A 19,814-nucleotide genomic window follows, 5' to 3' on the forward strand; every position below is an offset into this window, starting at 1 on the left:
AACCTTCCGCTGTGCCTATTCGATGACCGGCGGTACGGGACCTCGACGCCGCCCCGTCCGCGTCTCTGGGTCGTCCGTCCGGTTCTCCAGACGTGGCTGCCCGGGGCGCTCCTGCTCCTCGTCATCGGACTGCCGACCGCGTCGCTCGCCCGACAGCCCTGAGCCGCCAGTCGTGAACCCGCCGGTGCCCGGCCTGGGCTGCGTACCACCACTCCGTGGCGTACCCACGACGCCGTTGGAGCTGGGAATCCCCCGTCCCACCGGCCGCGCGGCTGACGACGATCGGCCCGGCGCTCCATCCTGCCCGCCGATGACGTTCCCGCGCGGAATGCGCGGCCCAGAGGTGCCGGTGCCGCCGCCGGAGGCTCGCTGCTGCGGCGTCCCTCCGACGATGCCGTTGCCACGGCCCGGACGAGGTCCGCCGGACGTGCCCGAACCGGAACGCCCGGTCATGGGCCCTCCTGAGCTCGGTCGACCGACCTTGGGACTCCGTGTGCCACCCGCGCCACCGGTGCGCCCCACGCCGGGACCCATGCCTGTGGGTCTACCGACCGGGGACCTGTTCGCCCCCGACCCTGAGCTGTTGCCGCCTCCGCCCATAACGGGTGGGCGTCCTACGGGGCCCGGACGGCCACCGCCTCCCGTACCCGTTCTCGCATTGGTGCCCGGCCCGGGGCCTCCTCCCCTCGGCACGGCCGAGGGGCCCTGCCGAGGGGATCCACCGGACTTCGCAGGGCCCGAATTGGGCCCCAGCGGCGGGACATACCCGTCTCCGGCAGGTGGCCCGGCATTCACCGGCGACGGCTGCGTAGGACCAGGAGTCGGTGGGGTTGGTGGCAGCGTCGTAACGTTGTCGAGCTCCATCGATGTGCTCGACGTGGGAGTTTCCGTGACCAAGTCATCGGCTCCGGCGCGCCGGGCGCTCTCTGGGTAGCTGACCGACCCCTGACGTAGAGCTGACTGCCCACCAGCCTCACCGAGACGATCACCCCCTGACGCCGTGGTCTCCCGCGTTGCGAACTGTTCACCGCCCCCGGGCCGCGGCACGTCCGCCGCCAGCATCTGCGGCAGCTCCGGCTCCTTCGCCCCCGCCAGCGACTGCTCCGACACCGCGTAGAACGACGCCAGGCGGTTCATCTGGTTGATGGCCTCCTGGCGGTTCTCCTCCACCTGCACGGCCCGCTTGTACTCCGGGTTGTCGTCGCGTTGTTCCGAGACCGGGAAGTCCTTGGGACGCCTGGGGTCCGCCCGGTTGTCGCGGGGCGGTTTGGCGCTGCGGACCGAGGTCAGGCCGCCGCCCGCCACCGTCATCTGGGTGCCGACGACGTTCACGAAGGAGCCCAGGTCCCAGGCGTATCGAGCCAGTTCGCTGCCGTAGCGCCGGAACTCGGTGGCCGCCGCGCCGTGCCAGTCCGTGGCCTTGACGAAGTCGCTCAGCTCCTGCGCGGCCTTGTTGAGGCTTGCCTTTGCCTTTTCGAGGTTCTCGCCGGCCTTCACCAGGTCCGAGGGGTTCGCACCGTCCAGCAGGTCGAGCATGTCGTTGAGCCCGTGCTCCTCGAAGCTCGTCCTGGAGAAGATCCCTCCGGGGTTGCCGAAGCCGATCCGGTCCATGGCCGTCGCGAAACGTTCCATGGCGTCGGTCGCGCCGAACTGTGTCTCGATCTTCGCGGCGTCTTCGTTCTGTTGCTGCTCCTGGGGAGCAAGCGGCGGCTTCTTGTCGTCACTCATGCCTCGTCACCCCAAGTCCTTCGTACCGCCGGTGGCGTCCTGGTGCGGCGCCGCGGGTGCCTCGCCCTTGTCGCGCCTCTGCTGCTTCTCGTGCGCCTCGCGCTGCTCGTCCAGTCGCGTCTGGATCGTGTGGAAGCGGTACCGCAGGTCGTCCTCGACGTTGTCGTAGCCGACATCGGCGGCGTGAACTCCGATGCTGAGCAGCTCGATCTGGTCGCCGAGGGACTTGGACAGGGAGATGAGCGACGTGTGCACCCGTGTGTACTGGGCCGAGAAGCCTTCGGCCTCGTCGAACTTGCCGGGGCCGCTGAACGACGAACGGGCCACCCCCTGCGCCGCGATCTCCCCCGTGCCACCCGCGCCGGTCTCGAACTCCGAGAGCAGGGTGTTGATCTGGCCCTGGAACTTCTTCAACGCCCCGACGCCGCGCTCGAGATCACTCGTCATCGGAGTCCCCACTCACGCCACCCACCGACTCAGGCACGATGCCCGTTCCTCCCCGTTTGCTTCAGCTGTCCAACGCGCGATCATCGCGCGGACCAGTTCTTCTACGTTCACTTGATGATCGCTCGTCACACCCTAACTATTCAGCCGTAGGCCTCTAAGTGCGTTATACGTCGCCCGACTTGGCCGCCGTGACGCATGTCCCCATCCGTCTCGGTCTCGGGTCTCGGTCCATTCATCCGCTCTCCCTGACCCGCCACGCCCGGCGGCGCGCATCGCGCAAAGCCACCGAACCGCCCGTGATCGCCGCCACCAGGACGGCGCCCCCGACCACGACGTACGTCGCGAGCCGCGAGTTGCGTTCGTCGGCCGTCTCCCCTAGGTGCACCTCTGCGGGTGTCGGCGCTTCGGCCCGGGTCACTCCTTCGTGTGCCACCGGCTTCTCGACCGGCTTGTCGTCCTCGGTGAGCGCGCGGACCGGGTCCACCACTCCCCAGCCGACGAGGCGGTCGTGGCCCGGGATCGAGCGCTCCGCCGTCTGCTGGATCTGGGCGACGATCTGTTCCTGGGTCCATGTGTCGTGCTTGCTCTTGATCAGAGCGGCGATTCCGGCGACGTACGGGGCGGAGAAGCTGGTGCCGTTGTCGGCGCAGTGGCCGCCGCCGGGGACGGTCGTGACCATGTCGACCCCCGGCGCCGCGATGCCGACGAACTCACCCGACTGGGAGAACGACGCGCGTTCGTTGTTGCGGTCCGATGCGGCCACGGCCAGCACGCCGTCGTACGAGGCGGGGTACGTCTCCTTGACCTTGCCGTCCAGGCCGTCGTTGCCCGCCGACGCGACGACCACGACCTCTGCCGCGAGGGCGTCCTCCACCGCCTGCTTCAGCACCGGTGTCGGTTCGACGGCGTCCGCCGTGTCCTGGGAGATGTTGATGACGTCGGCCTCTTGCCGGACCGCGTAGTCGATGGCGTCGGCGAGCGTCTCGGCGGTGCCGTTGCCGAACGCGTCGTTCTGCTGGATCGGAATGATCGTGGCGTCGGGCGCGAGGCCGACGAAGCCGGTCCCCTTGCCCGGACGCGCGGCGATGATGCCGGCGACCTTCGTGCCGTGGCCCACCTCGTCGGTGGTGCCGTTCGAGGCGCCCCGTTCGAGCTTGTGCCCGTTGTCGTCCTCGGCGTCGGCGGGGAGCAGGTTACGGCCGCTCCCGGCGTCCACCACTTTGGCGAGTTGTGGGTTCTTGGTGTCGACGCCGGTGTCGATGACCGCGACCTTCACGTCCTTGCCGGTGGACTGCTTCCACAGCTCGTCCAGCAGGACACGCTGCAACGCCCACGGCCGACCCTCGTACCTCTCGCCGGGGAAGGAGCACTGCCCCGTGTCCGCGGTCGCGACGGGCGCCGACAGCGTCATGAGCGTCAGCGCGGCCGTGGCCAGGACCGTCGTCGCCGCGGCCAACCGACGCCACATGGGTGGGGAGTTGGGCGTACGGCTAGGGCGTTGGGTTCGGGCGTTGGTGCGCGTGTACGTCATGGCTGCCCCGCCCTCACGAACCCTGCGGCTGGCCCGCGGCGCCAGTCGACAACCTCGGCCCCGTCGGCAGGAACGAGGACCACGCGGCGGGCACCGGCGCCGCGTCCACGTTCTGGTAACCGAGCCTGTTCTGGGCCTTCCGCACCTCGGCCTGACTGGCCTGCTTGTCCTTCTCCGAGCCCGATTCGCCGATCCCCGAGTCGTCCGTCGCGCTGTCGCCGTTGGACTGCATGGCGTACCGCAGGCCGGTGTCCGTCACGAGGAAGAGGAAGCCGGACTTCGTCGTGTCCCCCGTGAACTGACGGAAGAGCTGACCCGATCCGGGCGTGACGTACGCGCTCGTGGACCCGGTCGCCAGCGTCGCTGGAAAGCCGGTGCCCGCCCAGGTACTGAGCGTGGTCTCGCCGCTGTCCGCGTCCACCTCGCGCAGCACGCTGCACACGGTGTTACGGCTTCCCTCCGACGTACTCGCGGAGTTGACGGCGTCGGGGCTGCTCTCCGGCCAGTCCTTGTCCTGCCCGAACGGGGCGCCGGGCCGGAACGTCGCGGCGCTGACCGACGTGGCCTCGCCGTCCTGGCCCACCTCGATCAGGTCGCGGCTGCTGAGCAGCAGCTTCGCGGTGAAGTCGGAGACCGGGGCGACCCGCTCCTCCAGGACGACATACTTCTGGTCCTCGGTCCCGTCCGTCGCGGTGAGGATGGTGCCGATCTTGTCGAGCGCCGGATCCAGGTCGCCCCCGACGCCCGCGTCGACGCCGGGAACTCCGTCGATCTCGGGGAAGTCGACGCGGTCCCCCTGGTGCAGCGTGTCCAGCCACGCGGCGGAGACGCGCTGGGGCTCCAGGTCGTCGCCGACCAGCTGACGGAGCAGCAGTTCGTCCTCGGCGGTCTCGTACGCCTTGCCGGTCCGGTCCACGATGTAGCGGGTCTCGTCGGGGCCCTCCACGAACATCAGCTCGCCGCCGGTCAGGCGGTTCGCGCCCTCGGTCTTCTTCTGCTCGCGCTCCGCGAAGACGAACGCCGCCTTCTCTATCGCCCGGCCGCCCTCCCCGGGGCGCTCGCAGACCGCCCAGCGCTTCGCGGCGCCCGCCTCCTTGGCGTCGGGGAGCCGGTCGGGGGCGTAGGGAATGCCGAGAGTGGCGCCGTGCGGGATCTTGCCGTTGTCCAGCACGGACTCGTCGACGTTGATGACCTTGCCCTTGTCCGGGTTCAGGAGGAGCTTGGCCGACGACATGTTGAGGACCGGGTGGAGCTGGATCTTGTCGTCGGTCCTCAACACCACATAACGGGTGGTGGACTTGCTCGCGATGATGACGTTCTCACCCGGGGTGTCCCACTGCTTGGGCGCCACCGGCTTGAACATCCCCCAGGCACCGAAGATCGCGAGGATGACCACGGCGACGATCATCCCGGGGACCACTCCGCGCAGCGGGCGGGGCGCACCCTCCTCGGAGCCGGTCGAGTTCGGCTGCACGAACTGCGCGACGAGCCTCCGCTTCGCGAAGGTGTAGGCGTTGAGTTCGTCCCGTCGTGATGCCATCTGTCCGCTGTCCCTCTCCCCCACTGCGCGGCCGACTCCCCCTGTCCAGGAAGGAGCATGCCGTCGTTACGGCCCCCCACTATGCACGCTGACGATCACCCTTTCACTGCTCAGGTAGGGTGATCGCCCGGTCAACCGCCCACAGGGAAACGGCCATTACCGACAGAGGGAGCAACGCGGGGATGCGTACGGCGACGCGCGAGCGCAACGGGCGGACTTCCGGACAGGCCCCGGGCGCCTCGCCGTCTTCCCGGCGGCAACGCCGCAACGGCCCCGGCGACGACGCCCCGTTGCCTCCCTCACCCGCCTCTACCACGGCGCCACGTCCCGTCCCGGCGACGACCACGCTGCGGCCGCTCTCGCGCACCAGCCACGTCGGCCCCTTCCAGCTACGGCAGTTGGTGCTCGTCGAGGTCGCGCTCGCGCTGGCCGCCGCGGGCGTCGCGCTCGGCGGGCTCTGGCTTGTCCCCACCGTCACGGTCGGCTGTGTGCTGGTCCTCTTCGCCGTCGTACGGCGCCGCGGCCACGCCGTCCAGGACTGGCTCGGGACCGTCCTCTCCCTCCGTGCGCGCGAGCGTGCCGCGGGGCCCGCCGCGGTGTACGTCGATCCATCGCTCGCCCCGGTCGCGGAGAGCGTCCCGGCGTTGCGCCCGTACACGTACGTCGACCGGGACCGCCGCACCGTCGGCATGGTCGGCGACGGGAGCTTCCTCACGGCGGTCGTACGGGTCGAGGCGAGCGGCTCCGCGCTGCGGCCCGCCTTCGGGGCGCGGGCGCTGCCGCTGTCACTCCTGGGCGGTGCCCTGGAGGTCGACGACATCAGGCTGGAGTCGGTGCAGTTGGTGCAGCAGGTGCGTTCGGCACCCGCGCCGCATCTGCCGCAGCAGTCGGTGGCGCGGCTCTCGTACGTCCCTCTTCAGGAGAAGACCGGCGCCCCCGCGCTGCGGCTGACATGGGTGGCGGTGAAGCTCGACCCCGAGTTGTGCCGGGAGGCGGTGGACGCGCGCGGGGGCGGCGTCGAGGGCGCCCAGCGTTGCCTCGTACGAGTGGCGGACCACGTGGCGAGCCGGATCACCGGAGCGGGGTTCCGGGCCGTCGTGCTGGACCAGGAGGAGCTGAACTCCACTGTCGCGACGTCGGCCTGCGCCAGCCCCGTCCAGGCCGCCCTCGCCGGCCGCCCCGACGCCGCTCCGTCGCGGCGTACGGCGGAGACGGCGCGCGTCTGGCGGTGCGACGACCGGTGGCACACGACGTACGCGGTGGGCCGCTGGCCCGAGTTGGGCCGCGGGGCCGCTCCGCTCCCCAAGCTGGTGTCGCTGCTCACCGCCACCCCGGCGTACGCGACGACCTTCAGCCTCACCCTCCGGCGTGGTACCCGTTTGGGAGCCATGACGGTGCGGGGCCATGTACGGATCACCGGCGGCAGCGACACCGAACTGGTCGGCGTGCGAAGGCTGTTGGAGCAGGCCGCGCGGTCGGCGAAGGTGGGACTCGTACGCCTCGACCGGGAGCAGCTGCCCGGGGCCCTGGCCACGCTCCCGCTGGGAGGCGCCCGATGAGCCGGCTGCGTACGATGCTCGGCCCTCGGCACGCGGGGCACACGATGCCCGTCGATGAACTCGGCGCGCTCTCCCTGCCGGTCGGGGACGACGGTGTGGTGATCGGTGACGACGCGGAGGGGCACCCCCAGATGGTGGGGTTCCATCGCTCCGCGCCGTACGACGTCCTGCTGATCGGTGGCCTCTGGACGGCGCAGGTGATAGCCCTGCGCGCGGCGGGCACCGGAGCGCGTGTGGTGGTCGAGACGGGCCGCGCCCAGGCGTGGACGGTGCTCGCGCAGGCGGCCGGCGCGGGCCTGGAGTGCATCACCCTGCACGACGTGGGGCGGGTACCGCCGCAGGGGGCGACGGTGGGCAGCCCCGTGGTGGTCGTACGGGACGCGGGCATGCGGCCGCCCCGTGGCCGGGTGGTGTCGGCGCCGTGGCAGTCGGTGCTGACGTTGCTGCCGTATCTGAGCCCCGTGGCGCCCCGCTTGATGCGGAACTCGACGCTGGTGGGCATACAGCGGGTGTCGCCGCGCGAGGCCGAACAGACCGGACGGATTCTCGGTCTGTCGTCCGCGGAGAGTGACGCACTGCCGACGCTGGCTGACGGCGTCACCCTGTGGTGTGCCGGGCGCGAGCGTCACTGGGTGATGACGACGCCCACGGATGCCGAGACGGGGCTGCTGGGCACGGCTCGCAGGATGGACTGAGGCCACCGAAGAGGGACTGAGTTCACCTGTGGATGGCCTGAGTCCGGGCCGCTGTACGGGACTTGGGGCCCGCGAGGGTGAGCGGACCGGAATCGGCGGACCGGGTGTGCCGGGCGGATCTAGGATCCTTAGGAGCACGCGTCGGTGGGCCTGTTTGTCTCCGCTCGTGCGTGGAGAGCGTTCAACTCAGCCGTTGTCGAAGGGAAGGTCTGACCGATGGGGACCAAAGAGGAGAAGGACGAGCTGTACGCCCTCGACATCTCTGGTGTCGAGTGGCTCAGCGCCCCGGGCACGAGCGAGGACGAGGAGCGGGTCGAGATCGCCCATCTGCCCGGCGGGGCGGTGGCGATGCGGTCGTCCGTGGATCCCGACACGGTCCTGCGGTACACCGAAGGGGAATGGCGGGCGTTCGTACTGGGCGCGCGTGACGGGGAATTCGACATCCGATAGAGGGCTCGTCGCAGAGACGTCCTTCTAAAGAGGTCTTCGCGCGCAGACCTCTCCGGTCCGGGGGGCTCCAGGACACGGCCCCCGGACCGGACCACGTTCCGGGCGTCGATACCGGATTGTTGGGTCGCGGCCCGGGAGCGTGCGAACGGGCACCCATTCATGCGCTGTTGTCACGGTTCAGCCCACCCTCTTCCTGATCGTCTGCCGCAGCCGAATCACCCGGCGGCGAGGGGTGGCGTACGGGGCGGCCGATGACGGGCGGGCGGGCCTGCCGGAGTGGGCTTGTGGGCGATTAGGGTGGGTCGGGGCGCACGAGAACCCGCAGGCATGTCGTGAGCGTCCCAAGGGGTAGAGCCGGGCTGATCGAGTGACAGCGGTCGCCCCCACCCGAAAAGGCACAAGGGTGCTCGACCACACCAGGAGGCAAAGTGAACGGCGATCGGGACGAGATCCGTGGGGACTGGAACAATCCCGTCGATGATCAGTCCGACGCGGAGCCCGCCGAGATGACGGGTGAGTTCACCATCGACTACACGCCGCCGGCCTGGTACACGCAGAACGCTTCCGGGGACACGTCTGGCGACGGGGCGGGCCAGCCGAGTTCAACCCCTGGGCCACCGCCTCCGAATGGGGCTCCGGTGGCCGTACCGGGGCTGCCCGCGGGCAGTGGGTACGAGCCGAACTGGCCGCACCGGCAGCCTCCGCCGCCGATCGCCGAGCAGAGCGCGCCCCTGTCACCGTCCACCGATCCGGTACTACCCGCCGCGCCTCCCGTGGCGCCGTCCCTCCCTGCCTCTCCTGCTGCCGACGCCGCAGCACCGGAGCCGTTCGCGCAGCCTTTCGGCGCGGGTGATCTGGAGAGCGGGGCGACCATGCGCTTCTCCCCCGCCGCGCTGAAGCGCGAGATGGCGGAGATCGACGCCGCCAAGGAGGCGGCGAAGGCCGCCGACAGCGAGGCCGCCGCCGGTGCGGACGCCGGTGCGGACGCCGACAAGTTCTCTGACGGGGCCGACGAGGAGCAGGTCGGGGCGGGTGCCGGCACTGGCCCGGGTGTGATTCACGGTCCCGACCTGGATCTCGAACCCCGTGCGGCCGGTGAGAACGGGACCCGCCGTGGCGAACGCGCCGCCGACGACGCGGACGATGAGGACAAGAGCGGGATCTACCTCTCGCCCTCTGCCGAGTCCGGTGTCGACGAGCCCTTCGGGATCTCGGACTCGTTGACCGACGCGGACGCGGACTCTCACGCCGCAGCGGACGGCGGCTCCGACCCCCGCGCCGGGTCCGACACCCACTCCGACTCCGAGGAACCTGCGGACGTCACCGACGCCGTGGTCGGCGCGGACATCTCCGACGACGTCCAGGACCGCCCCGTCGAGCCGACCGACGCGGTCGATGAGCCGGCCGACTCCGTTCCCACGGACGAGCCCTCCGACGCGGTTCCCCCGCTGGACACTCCGGCGGCCCCGCCCGCGCCCGCGCTGCCGTGGCCCCCGTCCCCCGCGGCTGCGGACTCCGGGCTGCCCCCGCTGCCGCCCGCCTTCCAGCCTGCCGCCCCGGCGCCCGCGCCGCAGTGGCCCGCCGAGCGCTCTTCGGCCTCACAGTCACAGTCGCAGTCGGTGTCGCAGTCCCAGCCGCAGCACCAGTTGCCCCCGGCCGCCCCGGCGCAGTCCGGCCCTCCGGCCGAGTCCCCCTGGGCGAGGCCCGCCGCACCGTCCACGCCCGCCACCCCGGCCACCCCCGCCGCGACGGCGCAGCAGAGTGGCTACGGCTTCCCGCAGCCGGGACAGCAGGGCCACCCGGGCGGTGCGCCTGCCAACTCGGGCCCCAACGCCCCGTACGCGCAGAGCGGTTACGGCTTCCCGCAGGCCGGCCAACAGGGTCAGCCACAGCTGCCGGGGCACCAAGGCCCGCAGCAGGGCTACGGATTCCCCCAGCCCGGACAGCCGGGACAGCAGCCCGGACAACACCCTGCGCAGGCCGCCCAGCCCGCCCCGTACGTGCCCGTACAGCAGACGCCGCAGGCGCCCCACGCTCCGCAGACGCCACAGCCCCAGACGCCGAACCTGCCGGCCCCGGCATCGCAGACGCCGAATCTGCCCGCCCAGCAGCAACAGCCGTACCAGCAACAGCAACACGCGCAGGGCCCCGCGCCCGACGGCGCACAGGGCGCCGTACCCGGCGCCGCGCCGGGTGCCCCGCCCATGGACCCGCGCTCCGGCGCCGGATGGCCGACGGCGATGGCGCACGACCAGCGTGAGCGTTCCATGCCGGGTGCGCCGATCGGCTACACCGCCGCCGTCGAGCTGTCCTCGGACCGCCTCCTGCGCAACAACAAGCAGAAGGCCAAGAGCAGCCGCACCCCCTCCGCCGCGTCACGCTTCAGGATCGGCGCGAAGAAGGAGGAGGCGGAGCGGCAGCGCAAGCTCGAACTGATCCGTACGCCGGTGCTCTCCTGCTACCGCATCGCGGTCATCAGCCTCAAGGGCGGCGTCGGCAAGACGACCACCACCACCGCCCTCGGCGCGACACTGGCCACGGAGCGGCAGGACAAGATCCTGGCGATCGACGCCAACCCCGACGCCGGCACGCTCGGCCGCCGCGTGCGCCGTGAGACCGGTGCGACCATTCGGGACCTGGTGCAGGCGATCCCGTATCTCAACTCGTACATGGACATCCGCCGGTTCACCTCGCAGGCCCCGTCCGGGCTGGAGATCATCGCCAATGACGTGGATCCGGCGGTCTCCACGACGTTCAACGACGAGGACTACCGGCGCGCGATCGAGGTGCTCGGCAAGCAGTACCCGATCATCCTCACCGACTCGGGCACCGGCCTCCTCTACAGCGCGATGCGTGGAGTGCTGGACCTGGCGGACCAGTTGATCATCATCTCGACCCCGTCGGTCGACGGTGCGAGCAGTGCGTCGACGACGCTGGACTGGCTGTCGGCCCACGGGTACGCGGATCTGGTGCAGCGCTCGATCACCGTCATCTCCGGCGTGCGCGAGACGGGCAAGATGATCAAGGTCGACGACATCGTGCAGCATTTCCAGACGCGCTGCCGCGGCGTGGTCGTGGTGCCGTTCGACGAGCACCTGTCGGCGGGCGCCGAGGTCGACCTCGACATGATGCGGCCGAAGACCCGCGACGCGTACTTCAATCTGTCCGCGCTGATCGCCGAGGACTTCGTACGCGCCCAGCAGCAGCAGGGGCTGTGGACGGCGGACGGCAACCCGCCGCCGCATCTCGCGCCGCCGATGCCGGGGCACCAGGGGCAGCCACAACACGGGCACCCTCAGCAGCACGGACAGCCGCCGCACGGACAGCCCGGCCAGCAGGCGCCGGGGCAGCCTCCATACGGGCAACCGCCGTACGGACAGCCGCAGATGCCGGGCCAGTACGGGCACGGCCAGGCTCCCGGACAAGGTCCCGGACAGGCGCCGGGCGCCGCCCCGGAGCAGCCGCCGACTCAGGGCCAGCAGCCCCCCGGCCCCGGCCAGCAGTACTACCCGCAGCAGCCCTATCCGCAGCAACAGGGCTGGCAGCAGTCACTGCCCTCCCAGGCGCAGTCGTCCGGCAGCCCGGCCGGGCTGCCGCCGGGCCAGTACCCCGGCCAGCAGTCGGGACAGCCGGGACAGCCCGGTCAGCCGCACCAACCGGCGCACCCGGGGCAATTGGCGCAGCCCGGGCAGCCGGAATTGCAGGGTCCGGTTCCGCCCGCCGGCTGGCCGCAGCAGGAGCCTCCGCAGGCTCCGTCAGCGCCTCAGCAGTAGGGCGACAGAGGTTTAGACCAATGAGGGTCCGCACCGTCTTCACGGTACGGACCCTCATCGCATTCCCGCAGCCCACACGGGGTTTCGACGGCCGTTGACGTGGCCCGACCAGCGCTGATAAACCTTCGCTTCACCAGTTGGTGAGCTGGGGTCAACCCAGCTGCCGCTGCCAGACGACGCGAGCAAGCGATTCACGCCACCGCTTCGAGTGACTACTCGGCCCGGAGGCGTTCCCAACCATCCGCTCAACCGGCCCTCTTCCGCCTTCTTCCACTCTTCCGCCCCGTTTCCTGCTTCGCTCTGTGCTCTGTTTGTCTGCTTCTCTGTTGGTCCGCTTCTCTGCTTCTCCGTTTCTCCGTTTCTCCGTGCGAGTGATGACGCGAGGTCACGACCCATGGTCACAAGGATTCCACCGCGTACGACGCGGCAGCCCACCCGGCAACGCTCCCGATTCCGTCACTTCCTGGCCTCCGGTGCCGCTGCCACTGCGATGGTGGCCGGTTCTGTGATCCCTCTCAGTCCGCTGCTGCCCGCGGCGCCGCAGGCCCAGGCGGCGCCGATGACCGCGCCCCGGACCGCGCCCCAGGCCGCCCCGGCGGCGGCGGACGGCAAGAAGGTCCTCACGGTCGCCGTGGACCAGAGCATCGACTCGCTGAGTCCGTTCCTGGCGCAGACGCTCGTGGCGACGAGCATCTTCCGGCTGACGAACGAGTTCCTGACCAACTACGACCCCAAGGACGCCCACACCATCCCGGGCTTCGCCACCAAGTGGGCATCGTCGGCGGACAAGTTGACGTGGACCTTCACCATCCGCTCCGACTCCAAGTGGTCCGACGGCAAGCCGGCCACCGCCGAGGACGCGGCATGGACCTTCAACAAGATGATGACGGACCCGAACGCCGCCACGGCGAACGGCAACTTCACGTCGAACTTCAAGAAGGTCACCGCACCCGACGCCACGAAGCTCGTCATCGAGCTGAAGAAGCCTCAGGCCACCATGACGGCGCTCGACGTGCCGATCGTGCCCAAGCACATCTGGGAGAAGGTCGACGACTTCGCCAAGTTCAACAACGACAAGAAGTTCCCGATCGTGGGCAACGGCCCCTACGTCATTGAGGACTTCAAGGTCGACCAGTACATCCGGCTGAAGCCCAACAAGGACTTCTGGCGCGGCGCCCCGAAGTTCGACGAGCTGGTCTTCAGGTACTACAAGGACAAGGACGCCGCGGTCGCCGCCCTCCAGAAGGGCGAGGTCTCATTCGTCTCCGGCCTCACGCCGGCCCAAGCCGCCGCGCTGGGCAACGCCGACAACATCAAGGTCAACAACGCTCCCGGACGGCGCTTCTTCGCGCTCGCCACCAACCCGGGCGCGAAGGCCAAGGACGGCAAGAGCTTCGGCAACGGCCACAAGGCGCTGCTCGACCAGAACGTCCGCAAGGCGCTGTTCCACGCCGTCGACCGCAAGACGATCGTCGACAAGGTCTTCCAGGGCAACGCCGTGGAGGGACAGGGCTACATCCCGCCGCGCTTCGACTCGTACTTCTGGCAGCCCTCGGGCAGCCAGACGATCGACTACGACCCGGCGAAGGCCGCGGCACTCCTCGACAAGGCCGGCTACAAGAAGAACAGCGGCGGCAAGCGTGTCGGCAAGGACGGCAAGCCGCTGAACTTCCGCATCCTCTGCCACGCCACCGACCCCAACGACAAGGCGGTCGGCAAGTACCTCCAGGAGTGGTGGGGCGAGCTCGGGATCGGCCTCAAGGTCGAGTGCCTGGACAACGTGTCCGACCCGTGGCTCGCGGGCAACTACGACCTGGCCTTCGACGGCTGGTCGGTGAACCCGGACCCGGACTTCGTCCTGTCGATCCACACCTGCGCCGCGCTGCCCGCCACGGCCGAGGACACCGGCGCGACGGACAACTTCATCTGCGACAAGAAGTTCGACGACCTGTACGCGAAGCAGGCGGTCGAGTACGACACAGCCAAGCGCACCGACCTCGTGAAGCAGATGCAGTCCCGGCTGTACGACACCGGATACATGAATGTCATGGCCTATCCGAACGCCGTCGAGGCGTACCGTACGGACCAGATCAAGTCCATCACGACCATGCCTGAGGCCGCGGGCAATCTCTGGGGCCAGGACGGTTACTGGAGCTGGTGGTCCGCCGTACCGGCCGACGGGACCGGCGAGGCGAGCTCGGAAAGCGGCTCTTCGACGGGCACGCTGATCGGGATCGGCGCGGCCGCGGTGGTCGTGGTGGCACTCGGGCTCTTCTTCGCGATCCGGCGCCGCTCCACCGCCGAGGACCGTGAGTAGGACTCGTGAGTAGGACTGTGGATATCCGGGCCTCGGTCCTGGCCCGCGTATCGGCGCCCGTCCGGGCCGGGGCCCCGGCCGAGGCCCGGTCCTCGGCCGGGCACGGGAACAGGAACGGGACCAGGTACGTGACCAGGAACGCGCGCACGACCGCGGACACGACCACGTACACGATCGCGAGCAGGGGGTCCGGGAGGCTTCCCCGGAAAGACACCGTATGAGCACCGCAAGCACCCCCGGTGTGGTGCGGGACGCCGTCGACGACCCGGTGAAGGCCGGGCCGTCCGACGGCTCCCGCACCCGCACCACGGGCTACAGGACCGGCTATCTGCTGTACGTGGCGGGCAAGCTGGGCGGCGCGGCCGTCTCGCTGTTCGCCATTCTGGTCACCAGCTTCTTCCTGTTCCGGATCATCCCCGGCGACCCGGTCAAGGCCATGACCCATGGCAAGCCGACGTCGGTGGAGCAGATGGCCACGCTGCGCAAGCAGTTCGGACTCGATCTGCCGATGTGGCAGCAGTTCACGGAGTACTGCGCGAAGGCGCTGACGGGGGATCTGGGGACGTCGTACCAGTTCCACGCCCCCGTCGGCGAGCTGATCGCCGAGAAGCTGCCCGCGACGCTGCTGCTGACGGGTGTGGCGGTGCTGATCTACTCGACGCTCGGGCTGTGGCTCGGTACGCGCTCCGCGTGGCACCACGGCGGCGTCGGGGACCGGATCAACACCGGTGTCGCGCTGACGCTGTGGTCCGTTCCGTCGTTCTGGCTGGGGCTGCTGCTCATCATCGTTTTCTCGGTGGGCATCGGGCCGATTCCCGGGATGTTCCCCAGCGGCGGGATGGAGTCGGGCAACGAGACCGGCTTCGCACATGTGCTCGACGTGGCGCACCACATGGTGCTGCCGGTGGTGACGCTGGTGGCGGTCGGTTACGCGCAGACGCTGCTGGTGATGCGGTCGTCGCTGCTGGACGAGATGGGCAGCGACTATCTGACGACGGCGCGGGCGAAGGGGCTGCGGGACGATCTCGTACGGCGCAGGCATGCCGTGCCGAACGCGATGCTGCCGACGGTCACGATGGTTTTCATCAACTTGGGCCACGTAGCCGCCGGTTCGATCCTCGTCGAGACGGTTTTCTCGTGGCCGGGCCTCGGCGGGCTCTTCTACCAGGCCCTGAGCGTGCCTGATCTGCCGGTCGTGCAGGGGCTGTTCGTGGTCTTCGCGGGAGCCATGATCCTGATGAACCTCCTGGCCGACCTGCTCTATCCGCTGCTCGATCCCCGGGTGGGCCGATGACCATCGACAAGACGCCGCCGAATCCGTCGGAATCCGAGGACCCCTCGGAGCCTTCGGAGTCCTTGACGGAGACGCCGGAGACGCCGGAGACGCCGACGGACGACACGGCGCAGCCGCCGACGACGGGGACACCCGCGGGGGCGCCCGCAGCCACAGGGACGGCCGCGGCCCCGTCCGCCTCGTCACTCGTGTGGGCGCGCCGCCGCGCTTCCGTGTCGCGCTTCTGGCGCCAGTACCGTACGCACCGGGCCGGCCTCATGGGTCTGACCGGCCTCGCGGTCATCGCCCTGATCGCGCTCACGTCGCCGCTGTTCATCGGCGGCGACGTGCAGAGCGTCACCGACGCGCCGGGGACGGCGCTGGAGAGCCCGGGCGGTGAATTCCCGCTCGGTACCGACCAGTTCGGCCGGTCGCTCCTCGGCCTGCTGATCTGGGGCGCCCGTATCTCCCTGGTCGTGGGGCTGCTCGCCGCCGCGCTGTCGGTGGCGATCGGCACTCTCGTCGGCATCGTCGCCGGGCACTTCGGCGGCTGGTTCGCCACGGTCGTCATGCGGATCACCGACTGGTTCCTGGTGATGCCCGCGCTCGTCCTGGCGATCGTGCTGGCGACGGTGATGTCGCGCAGCATCTGGACGGTCATCCTGGCGATCGGGGTGACCTCGTGGCCGACGACCGCGCGCCTGGTGCGGGCGCAGACCATCGCGATCGAGTCGCGCCCGTACATCGAACGGGCGCGGGCGCTGGGCGGCGGACACGGCCACGTCATGACGCGCCACGTGCTGCCCAACGTGATGCCGCTGGTCCTCGCCCAGACCACGCTCGGAATCTCCACGGCGATCCTGACGGAGGCCACGCTCGCGTTCCTCGGGCTCGGTGATCCGTCGGTCGTCTCCTGGGGCGGCATGCTCCAGGACGCCCGGGAGGCGGGCGCCGTCTCGTCGGGACACTGGTGGTATCTGGCGCCGCCCGGTATCGCGATCGCGGTCGTCGCGCTCGCCTTCACGCTCTGCGGCCGTGCGATCGAGGCCGTGCTCAACCCGAAGCTTGGGGTGTCACGTTGACCGAAACACCGAACGCGGGGACCTCGAACGCAGAGACGCCGAACGCAGATCTTCCGAAGGCGGGGACGCCGAAGCCGGAGACCCCGAAGGCCGCGTCGAGCCTGCTGGAGATCAAGGATCTGCGGGTCACGTACGGTACGGGGCCCTCCGCCGTCCCCGCCGTACGGGGCGTCGACCTCGTCCTCGAATCGGGCCGCAAGCTCGGCATCGCGGGCGAGTCCGGCTGCGGCAAGTCCACCCTGGCGCTGGCTCTGCTCCGACTGCTGCCCGCCACCGCGAAGCTGACGGGGCAGGTGCTCCTCGACGGCGAGGACGTGCTCACCATGAAGTGGGGCAGGCTGCGCGCGGTGCGCTGGGCCGGGGCCTCGATCGTCTTCCAGGGCGCCATGCACTCGCTCAACGCCGTGCAGCGGATCGGCGACCAGATCGCGGAACCGGTGCTGCTGCACCGCGGCGCGACGCCCGCCGCCGCCCGCAGGCGCACCGTGGAACTGCTGGAGCAGGTCGGCCTGCCGGCCTCCCGCGCCGACGCCTATCCGCACGAGCTGTCCGGCGGGCAGCGGCAACGCGTGATGATCGCGATGGCGCTGGCCTGCGACCCCCGGCTCATCGTCGCGGACGAGCCGACGACCGCGCTCGATGTGATGATCCAGGCTCAAATCCTGCGACTTATAGAGCAGTTGGTCGCCGACCAGGACATCAGTCTGCTGATGATCAGTCACGACCTGGCGGTTCTCTCCGACACCTGCGACCGGCTCGCCGTGATGTACGCGGGGCGGATCGTCGAGGAAGGGCCGGCGAAGTCGGTCTACGACGCCGCCGAGCACCCGTACAGCCGCGCGCTCTCCGCGGCGTTCCCCCGGATCGGGGACCCCGCGTCGCGGCGCGCGCCGCGCGGTCTGCCGGGTGACCCGCCGGATCCTTCGGCGCTGCCGTCGGGCTGCACGTTCCACCCACGCTGCCCCGTCGCACTGGACGAGTGCGCGCGGGAGGACCAGGCGCTGCGGGAGGCGGGGCCGGGTCGCCACGCGGCGTGCGTGCATGTGGGCGCCGCCGTACCGGCACAGGTGTCGGTGACGCCCACGGAGCCACGCCCATGACGTCCGCACGCCCCGACGGGGCGGCCGGGCCGCTCCCCCGTACGGCGCGGCGGTACGACTCCGCGAGCGGCCACGACGCGCCCGCCCGCGCCGACGACGCCGCCCGGGACGTGCCCGTCGGCCGTCGCCCCGCCGGAGCCACACGCGTCCGCGACCAGGTCGGCCGCACCGTACGGGGCGTCGGTGCACCGTGCCCGCACCGTCTCGCTCGTACGGCCGCGGGACGGCCACCCCTCAGGAGCCAGCCATGACCACCACGACCACGCCTCTGCTCTCGGCCACGGGGCTGCATGTCACGTTCCCCGGGCGGCGCGGCGCCCCGGCGGCGCGGGCCGTCGACGGTGTCGATCTCGACATCGGCGGCGGCGAGATCGTCGCCCTGGTCGGCGAATCGGGCTGCGGCAAGACCACCCTCGCCCGGACGCTGCTCGGCCTGGTGCCTCCCACTACGGGCTCCATTACCTTCGGCGGCGTACCTCTCGGCTACCAGTCCGCCGCCCTCAAGGCGTACCGCAAGCGCGTCCAACTGGTGCTCCAGGATCCCAGCGGGTCGCTGAATCCGCGGCACACCGTGTACGACGCGGTGGCCGAGGGCCTGCGCATCCACCGCTACCGGGGCAACGAACGCGAGGCCGTCGCCGAGGCACTGTCCCGTGCCGGGCTCCGGCCACCGGAGCGGTTCTTCCTGCGCTACCCGCACGAGCTGTCGGGCGGCCAGCGTCAACGAGTCGTCATCGCCGGTGCACTCGTACTGAAGCCCGAACTGATCGTCGCCGACGAACCCGTGGCGTCGCTCGACGCCTCCGTACGCGGCGAGATCCTGGCGCTGCTGCTGTCGCTCCGTGACGAGCTCGGGCTCTCCGCCCTGGTCGTCACGCACGACCTCGGACTCGCCTGGAACATCGCCGACCGGGTCGCCGTGATGTATCTGGGGCGGATTGTCGAGACGGGGCCGGTCGAGCAAGTGCTGACGGCTCCTCAGCATCCATACACTCAGGCGTTGTTGTCGGTACTGCCCGAGTCGGGAGCCGAACCGGTCGTCCTTGCAGGTGAGCCGCCGGACCCGTCGCGTATCCCTGGCGGGTGCCGTTTCCACGCCCGGTGCCAGATCCTCGCCTCCGGCGAAGCGGAACGCTCCGGTGTCGCCACCAAGTGCCGCACGGAGGCGCTGCCGATACTGACGGGCGGCGACACCACCCAGGTCGCCTGCCACTGGGCCGCTGCCGCCACAGCCGCCCCAGAGAGCGAAAAGGTGCTCTGAGTACCCGCTGCGGCTCCCCAACTCGGAAATACGGTGCCCGAGTTGGGGCCGCGCGGTGGGGCCCCCAGCAGGTCTCTTCAGCGCGCGTCGTACGCGGCGACGAGGTCACGCGAACGCTTCACGTCGTCGGCGATGGCATCGAGGAGTGCCTCGATGGAGTCGAACGTCCGCTGGGGCCGCACGTAGGACAGGAAGTCGACCGCGACGTGGAGCCCGTACAGCTCAAGCCCCACACGGTCGATGGCGTAGGCCTCCACCGTCCGCTCCGTGCCGTTGAACTGCGGGTTCGTACCGACCGAGATCGCCGCCGGCATCCGCTCGCCGTCGGCGATGAGCCAGCCCGCGTACACGCCGTCCGCCGGGATGGCGGTGTGCGGCAGCGTCTCCACGTTGGCCGTCGGGTAGCCGAGGTCGCGCCCACGTTGCGCGCCGCGCACCACCACGCCCTCGACCCGGTGCGGCCTGCCCAGGATCTCGGCCGCTCCGGCGACGTCGCCCTCGGCGACCAGCCGCCGGGTCAGGGTCGAGGAGAAGGGCTCGCCGCCGCCGGCCGCACCGCTCACGTACAGGTCGATGACCTCGACCTCGTAGTCGTACGTCGCGCCCAGCTCGGCCAGGAAGGCGACGTTGCCGGCGGCACGGTGGCCGAAGCGGAAGTTCGGCCCTTCGATGACGGCGCTCGCGTGCAACTTGTCGACCAGCACCTTCACGATGAAGTCCGCAGGCGTCAGCTTCGAGAACTCGGCGGTGAACGGCAGTACGAGCACCGCGTCCACACCCAGCTCCGCCATCAGCTCGCCGCGCCGGTGGTGCGGCGCGAGCAGCGGTGGATGGGTGCCGGGCCTGACGACCTCGCTCGGGTGCGGGTCGAACGTCACGACCACCGAGGGGACACCGAGCTCCCGCGCCCGCTCGACGGTGCGCCCGATGATCAGCTGGTGTCCGCGGTGCACGCCGTCGTAGGAGCCGATGGTGACGACGCTGCGTCCCCAGTCCTGGGGGATGTCCTCCAAGCCGCGCCAGCGCTGCACTGTGACCGCTCTCCTCGCCCGAACCCG

15 protein-coding genes are annotated in these 19,814 nt (G+C 70.5%); 10 read left to right on the forward strand and 5 right to left on the reverse strand.

Annotation, left to right across the window (positions count from 1 at the left end; all coding sequences use genetic code 11):
* Nucleotides 1-15 precede the first annotated feature (15 nt).
* From ACIBBB_RS35115 to eccB, 4 genes are all read right to left on the reverse strand, one after another.
* A complete protein-coding gene (locus ACIBBB_RS35115) occupies nucleotides 16-1,728 on the reverse strand; it encodes a hypothetical protein (protein ID WP_398989340.1) in 1,713 nt (570 codons plus the stop codon).
* A 6-nt stretch (nucleotides 1,729-1,734) separates the two neighbouring features.
* The gene (locus ACIBBB_RS35120) at nucleotides 1,735-2,175 is read right to left on the reverse strand and encodes a hypothetical protein (protein WP_398989342.1); all 441 of its coding nucleotides are present in this window, start codon (nucleotides 2,173-2,175) and stop codon (nucleotides 1,735-1,737) included.
* A gap of 232 nt (nucleotides 2,176-2,407) precedes the next feature.
* On the reverse strand, nucleotides 2,408-3,643 hold the full coding sequence (gene mycP / locus ACIBBB_RS35125; RefSeq protein ID WP_398989344.1) for a type VII secretion-associated serine protease mycosin: 1,236 nt from the start codon (nucleotides 3,641-3,643) through the stop codon (nucleotides 2,408-2,410).
* A 76-nt stretch (nucleotides 3,644-3,719) separates the two neighbouring features.
* Nucleotides 3,720-5,246: a type VII secretion protein EccB gene (eccB, locus tag ACIBBB_RS35130; protein ID WP_398989346.1), complete on the reverse strand. Its 1,527-nt coding sequence runs from the start codon at nucleotides 5,244-5,246 to the stop codon at nucleotides 3,720-3,722.
* Nucleotides 5,247-5,428: 182 nt separating this feature from the next.
* Between eccB and eccE the strand changes: the two genes are divergently transcribed.
* From eccE to ACIBBB_RS35180, 10 genes are all read left to right on the forward strand, one after another.
* Nucleotides 5,429-6,805 (forward strand): type VII secretion protein EccE, encoded by a 1,377-nt coding sequence (gene eccE / locus ACIBBB_RS35135; protein ID WP_398989348.1) that lies wholly within the window; start codon nucleotides 5,429-5,431, stop codon nucleotides 6,803-6,805.
* Entirely contained in the window at nucleotides 6,802-7,500 is a 699-nt protein-coding gene (locus tag ACIBBB_RS35140; RefSeq protein ID WP_398989350.1) for a hypothetical protein, read from the forward strand. The genes eccE and ACIBBB_RS35140 overlap by 4 nt, the downstream gene beginning before the upstream one ends.
* A 216-nt stretch (nucleotides 7,501-7,716) precedes the next feature.
* Complete coding sequence (locus ACIBBB_RS35145; RefSeq protein WP_398989352.1) at nucleotides 7,717-7,950, forward strand: DUF397 domain-containing protein; 234 nt, start codon at nucleotides 7,717-7,719, stop codon at nucleotides 7,948-7,950.
* 428 nt (nucleotides 7,951-8,378) lie between these two features.
* Complete coding sequence (locus ACIBBB_RS35150) at nucleotides 8,379-11,723, forward strand: SCO5717 family growth-regulating ATPase (protein ID WP_398989354.1); 3,345 nt, start codon at nucleotides 8,379-8,381, stop codon at nucleotides 11,721-11,723.
* A gap of 394 nt (nucleotides 11,724-12,117) precedes the next feature.
* A complete protein-coding gene (locus ACIBBB_RS35155; RefSeq protein ID WP_398989356.1) occupies nucleotides 12,118-14,040 on the forward strand; it encodes an ABC transporter substrate-binding protein in 1,923 nt (640 codons plus the stop codon).
* A gap of 217 nt (nucleotides 14,041-14,257) precedes the next feature.
* A complete protein-coding gene (locus ACIBBB_RS35160; protein ID WP_398989358.1) occupies nucleotides 14,258-15,334 on the forward strand; it encodes an ABC transporter permease in 1,077 nt (358 codons plus the stop codon).
* Nucleotides 15,331-16,395 carry an ABC transporter permease gene (locus tag ACIBBB_RS35165; RefSeq protein WP_398989360.1) on the forward strand — a complete coding sequence of 355 codons (1,065 nt, stop codon included), beginning with the start codon at nucleotides 15,331-15,333 and terminating at the stop codon, nucleotides 16,393-16,395. The genes ACIBBB_RS35160 and ACIBBB_RS35165 overlap by 4 nt, the downstream gene beginning before the upstream one ends.
* A gap of 101 nt (nucleotides 16,396-16,496) precedes the next feature.
* A complete protein-coding gene (locus ACIBBB_RS35170) occupies nucleotides 16,497-17,495 on the forward strand; it encodes an ABC transporter ATP-binding protein (RefSeq protein ID WP_398989396.1) in 999 nt (332 codons plus the stop codon).
* Nucleotides 17,492-17,746 (forward strand): hypothetical protein, encoded by a 255-nt coding sequence (locus ACIBBB_RS35175; protein ID WP_398989362.1) that lies wholly within the window; start codon nucleotides 17,492-17,494, stop codon nucleotides 17,744-17,746. Before ACIBBB_RS35170 ends, ACIBBB_RS35175 begins: the two co-directional genes overlap by 4 nt.
* Nucleotides 17,743-18,756, forward strand: a complete 1,014-nt coding sequence (locus ACIBBB_RS35180) for an ABC transporter ATP-binding protein (RefSeq protein WP_398989364.1) — start codon at nucleotides 17,743-17,745, stop codon at nucleotides 18,754-18,756. Before ACIBBB_RS35175 ends, ACIBBB_RS35180 begins: the two co-directional genes overlap by 4 nt.
* A 77-nt stretch (nucleotides 18,757-18,833) precedes the next feature.
* On the opposite strand, the gene ACIBBB_RS35185 is transcribed toward ACIBBB_RS35180, so the two are convergent.
* On the reverse strand, nucleotides 18,834-19,787 hold the full coding sequence (locus tag ACIBBB_RS35185; protein WP_398989366.1) for a bifunctional riboflavin kinase/FAD synthetase: 954 nt from the start codon (nucleotides 19,785-19,787) through the stop codon (nucleotides 18,834-18,836).
* Nucleotides 19,788-19,814: the final 27 nt, after the last annotated feature.

Origin of the sequence: Streptomyces sp. NPDC051217 (assembly GCF_044455465.1) — a bacterium.
GTDB lineage: Bacteria > Actinomycetota > Actinomycetes > Streptomycetales > Streptomycetaceae > Streptomyces.

Bases quoted from the DNA above. Each gene is read 5' to 3' on its own strand.
- ACIBBB_RS35115 (WP_398989340.1), bottom strand. From the start codon at position 1,728: ATGAGTGACGACAAGAAGCCGCCGCTTGCTCCCCAGGAGCAGCAACAG.
- ACIBBB_RS35120 (WP_398989342.1), bottom strand. From the start codon at position 2,175: ATGACGAGTGATCTCGAGCGCGGCGTCGGGGCGTTGAAGAAGTTCCAG.
- mycP (WP_398989344.1), bottom strand. From the start codon at position 3,643: ATGTGGCGTCGGTTGGCCGCGGCGACGACGGTCCTGGCCACGGCCGCG.
- eccB (WP_398989346.1), bottom strand. From the start codon at position 5,246: ATGGCATCACGACGGGACGAACTCAACGCCTACACCTTCGCGAAGCGG.
- eccE (WP_398989348.1), top strand. From the start codon at position 5,429: ATGCGTACGGCGACGCGCGAGCGCAACGGGCGGACTTCCGGACAGGCC.
- ACIBBB_RS35140 (WP_398989350.1), top strand. From the start codon at position 6,802: ATGAGCCGGCTGCGTACGATGCTCGGCCCTCGGCACGCGGGGCACACG.
- ACIBBB_RS35145 (WP_398989352.1), top strand. From the start codon at position 7,717: ATGGGGACCAAAGAGGAGAAGGACGAGCTGTACGCCCTCGACATCTCT.
- ACIBBB_RS35155 (WP_398989356.1), top strand. From the start codon at position 12,118: ATGGTCACAAGGATTCCACCGCGTACGACGCGGCAGCCCACCCGGCAA.
- ACIBBB_RS35160 (WP_398989358.1), top strand. From the start codon at position 14,258: ATGAGCACCGCAAGCACCCCCGGTGTGGTGCGGGACGCCGTCGACGAC.
- ACIBBB_RS35165 (WP_398989360.1), top strand. From the start codon at position 15,331: ATGACCATCGACAAGACGCCGCCGAATCCGTCGGAATCCGAGGACCCC.
- ACIBBB_RS35175 (WP_398989362.1), top strand. From the start codon at position 17,492: ATGACGTCCGCACGCCCCGACGGGGCGGCCGGGCCGCTCCCCCGTACG.
- ACIBBB_RS35180 (WP_398989364.1), top strand. From the start codon at position 17,743: ATGACCACCACGACCACGCCTCTGCTCTCGGCCACGGGGCTGCATGTC.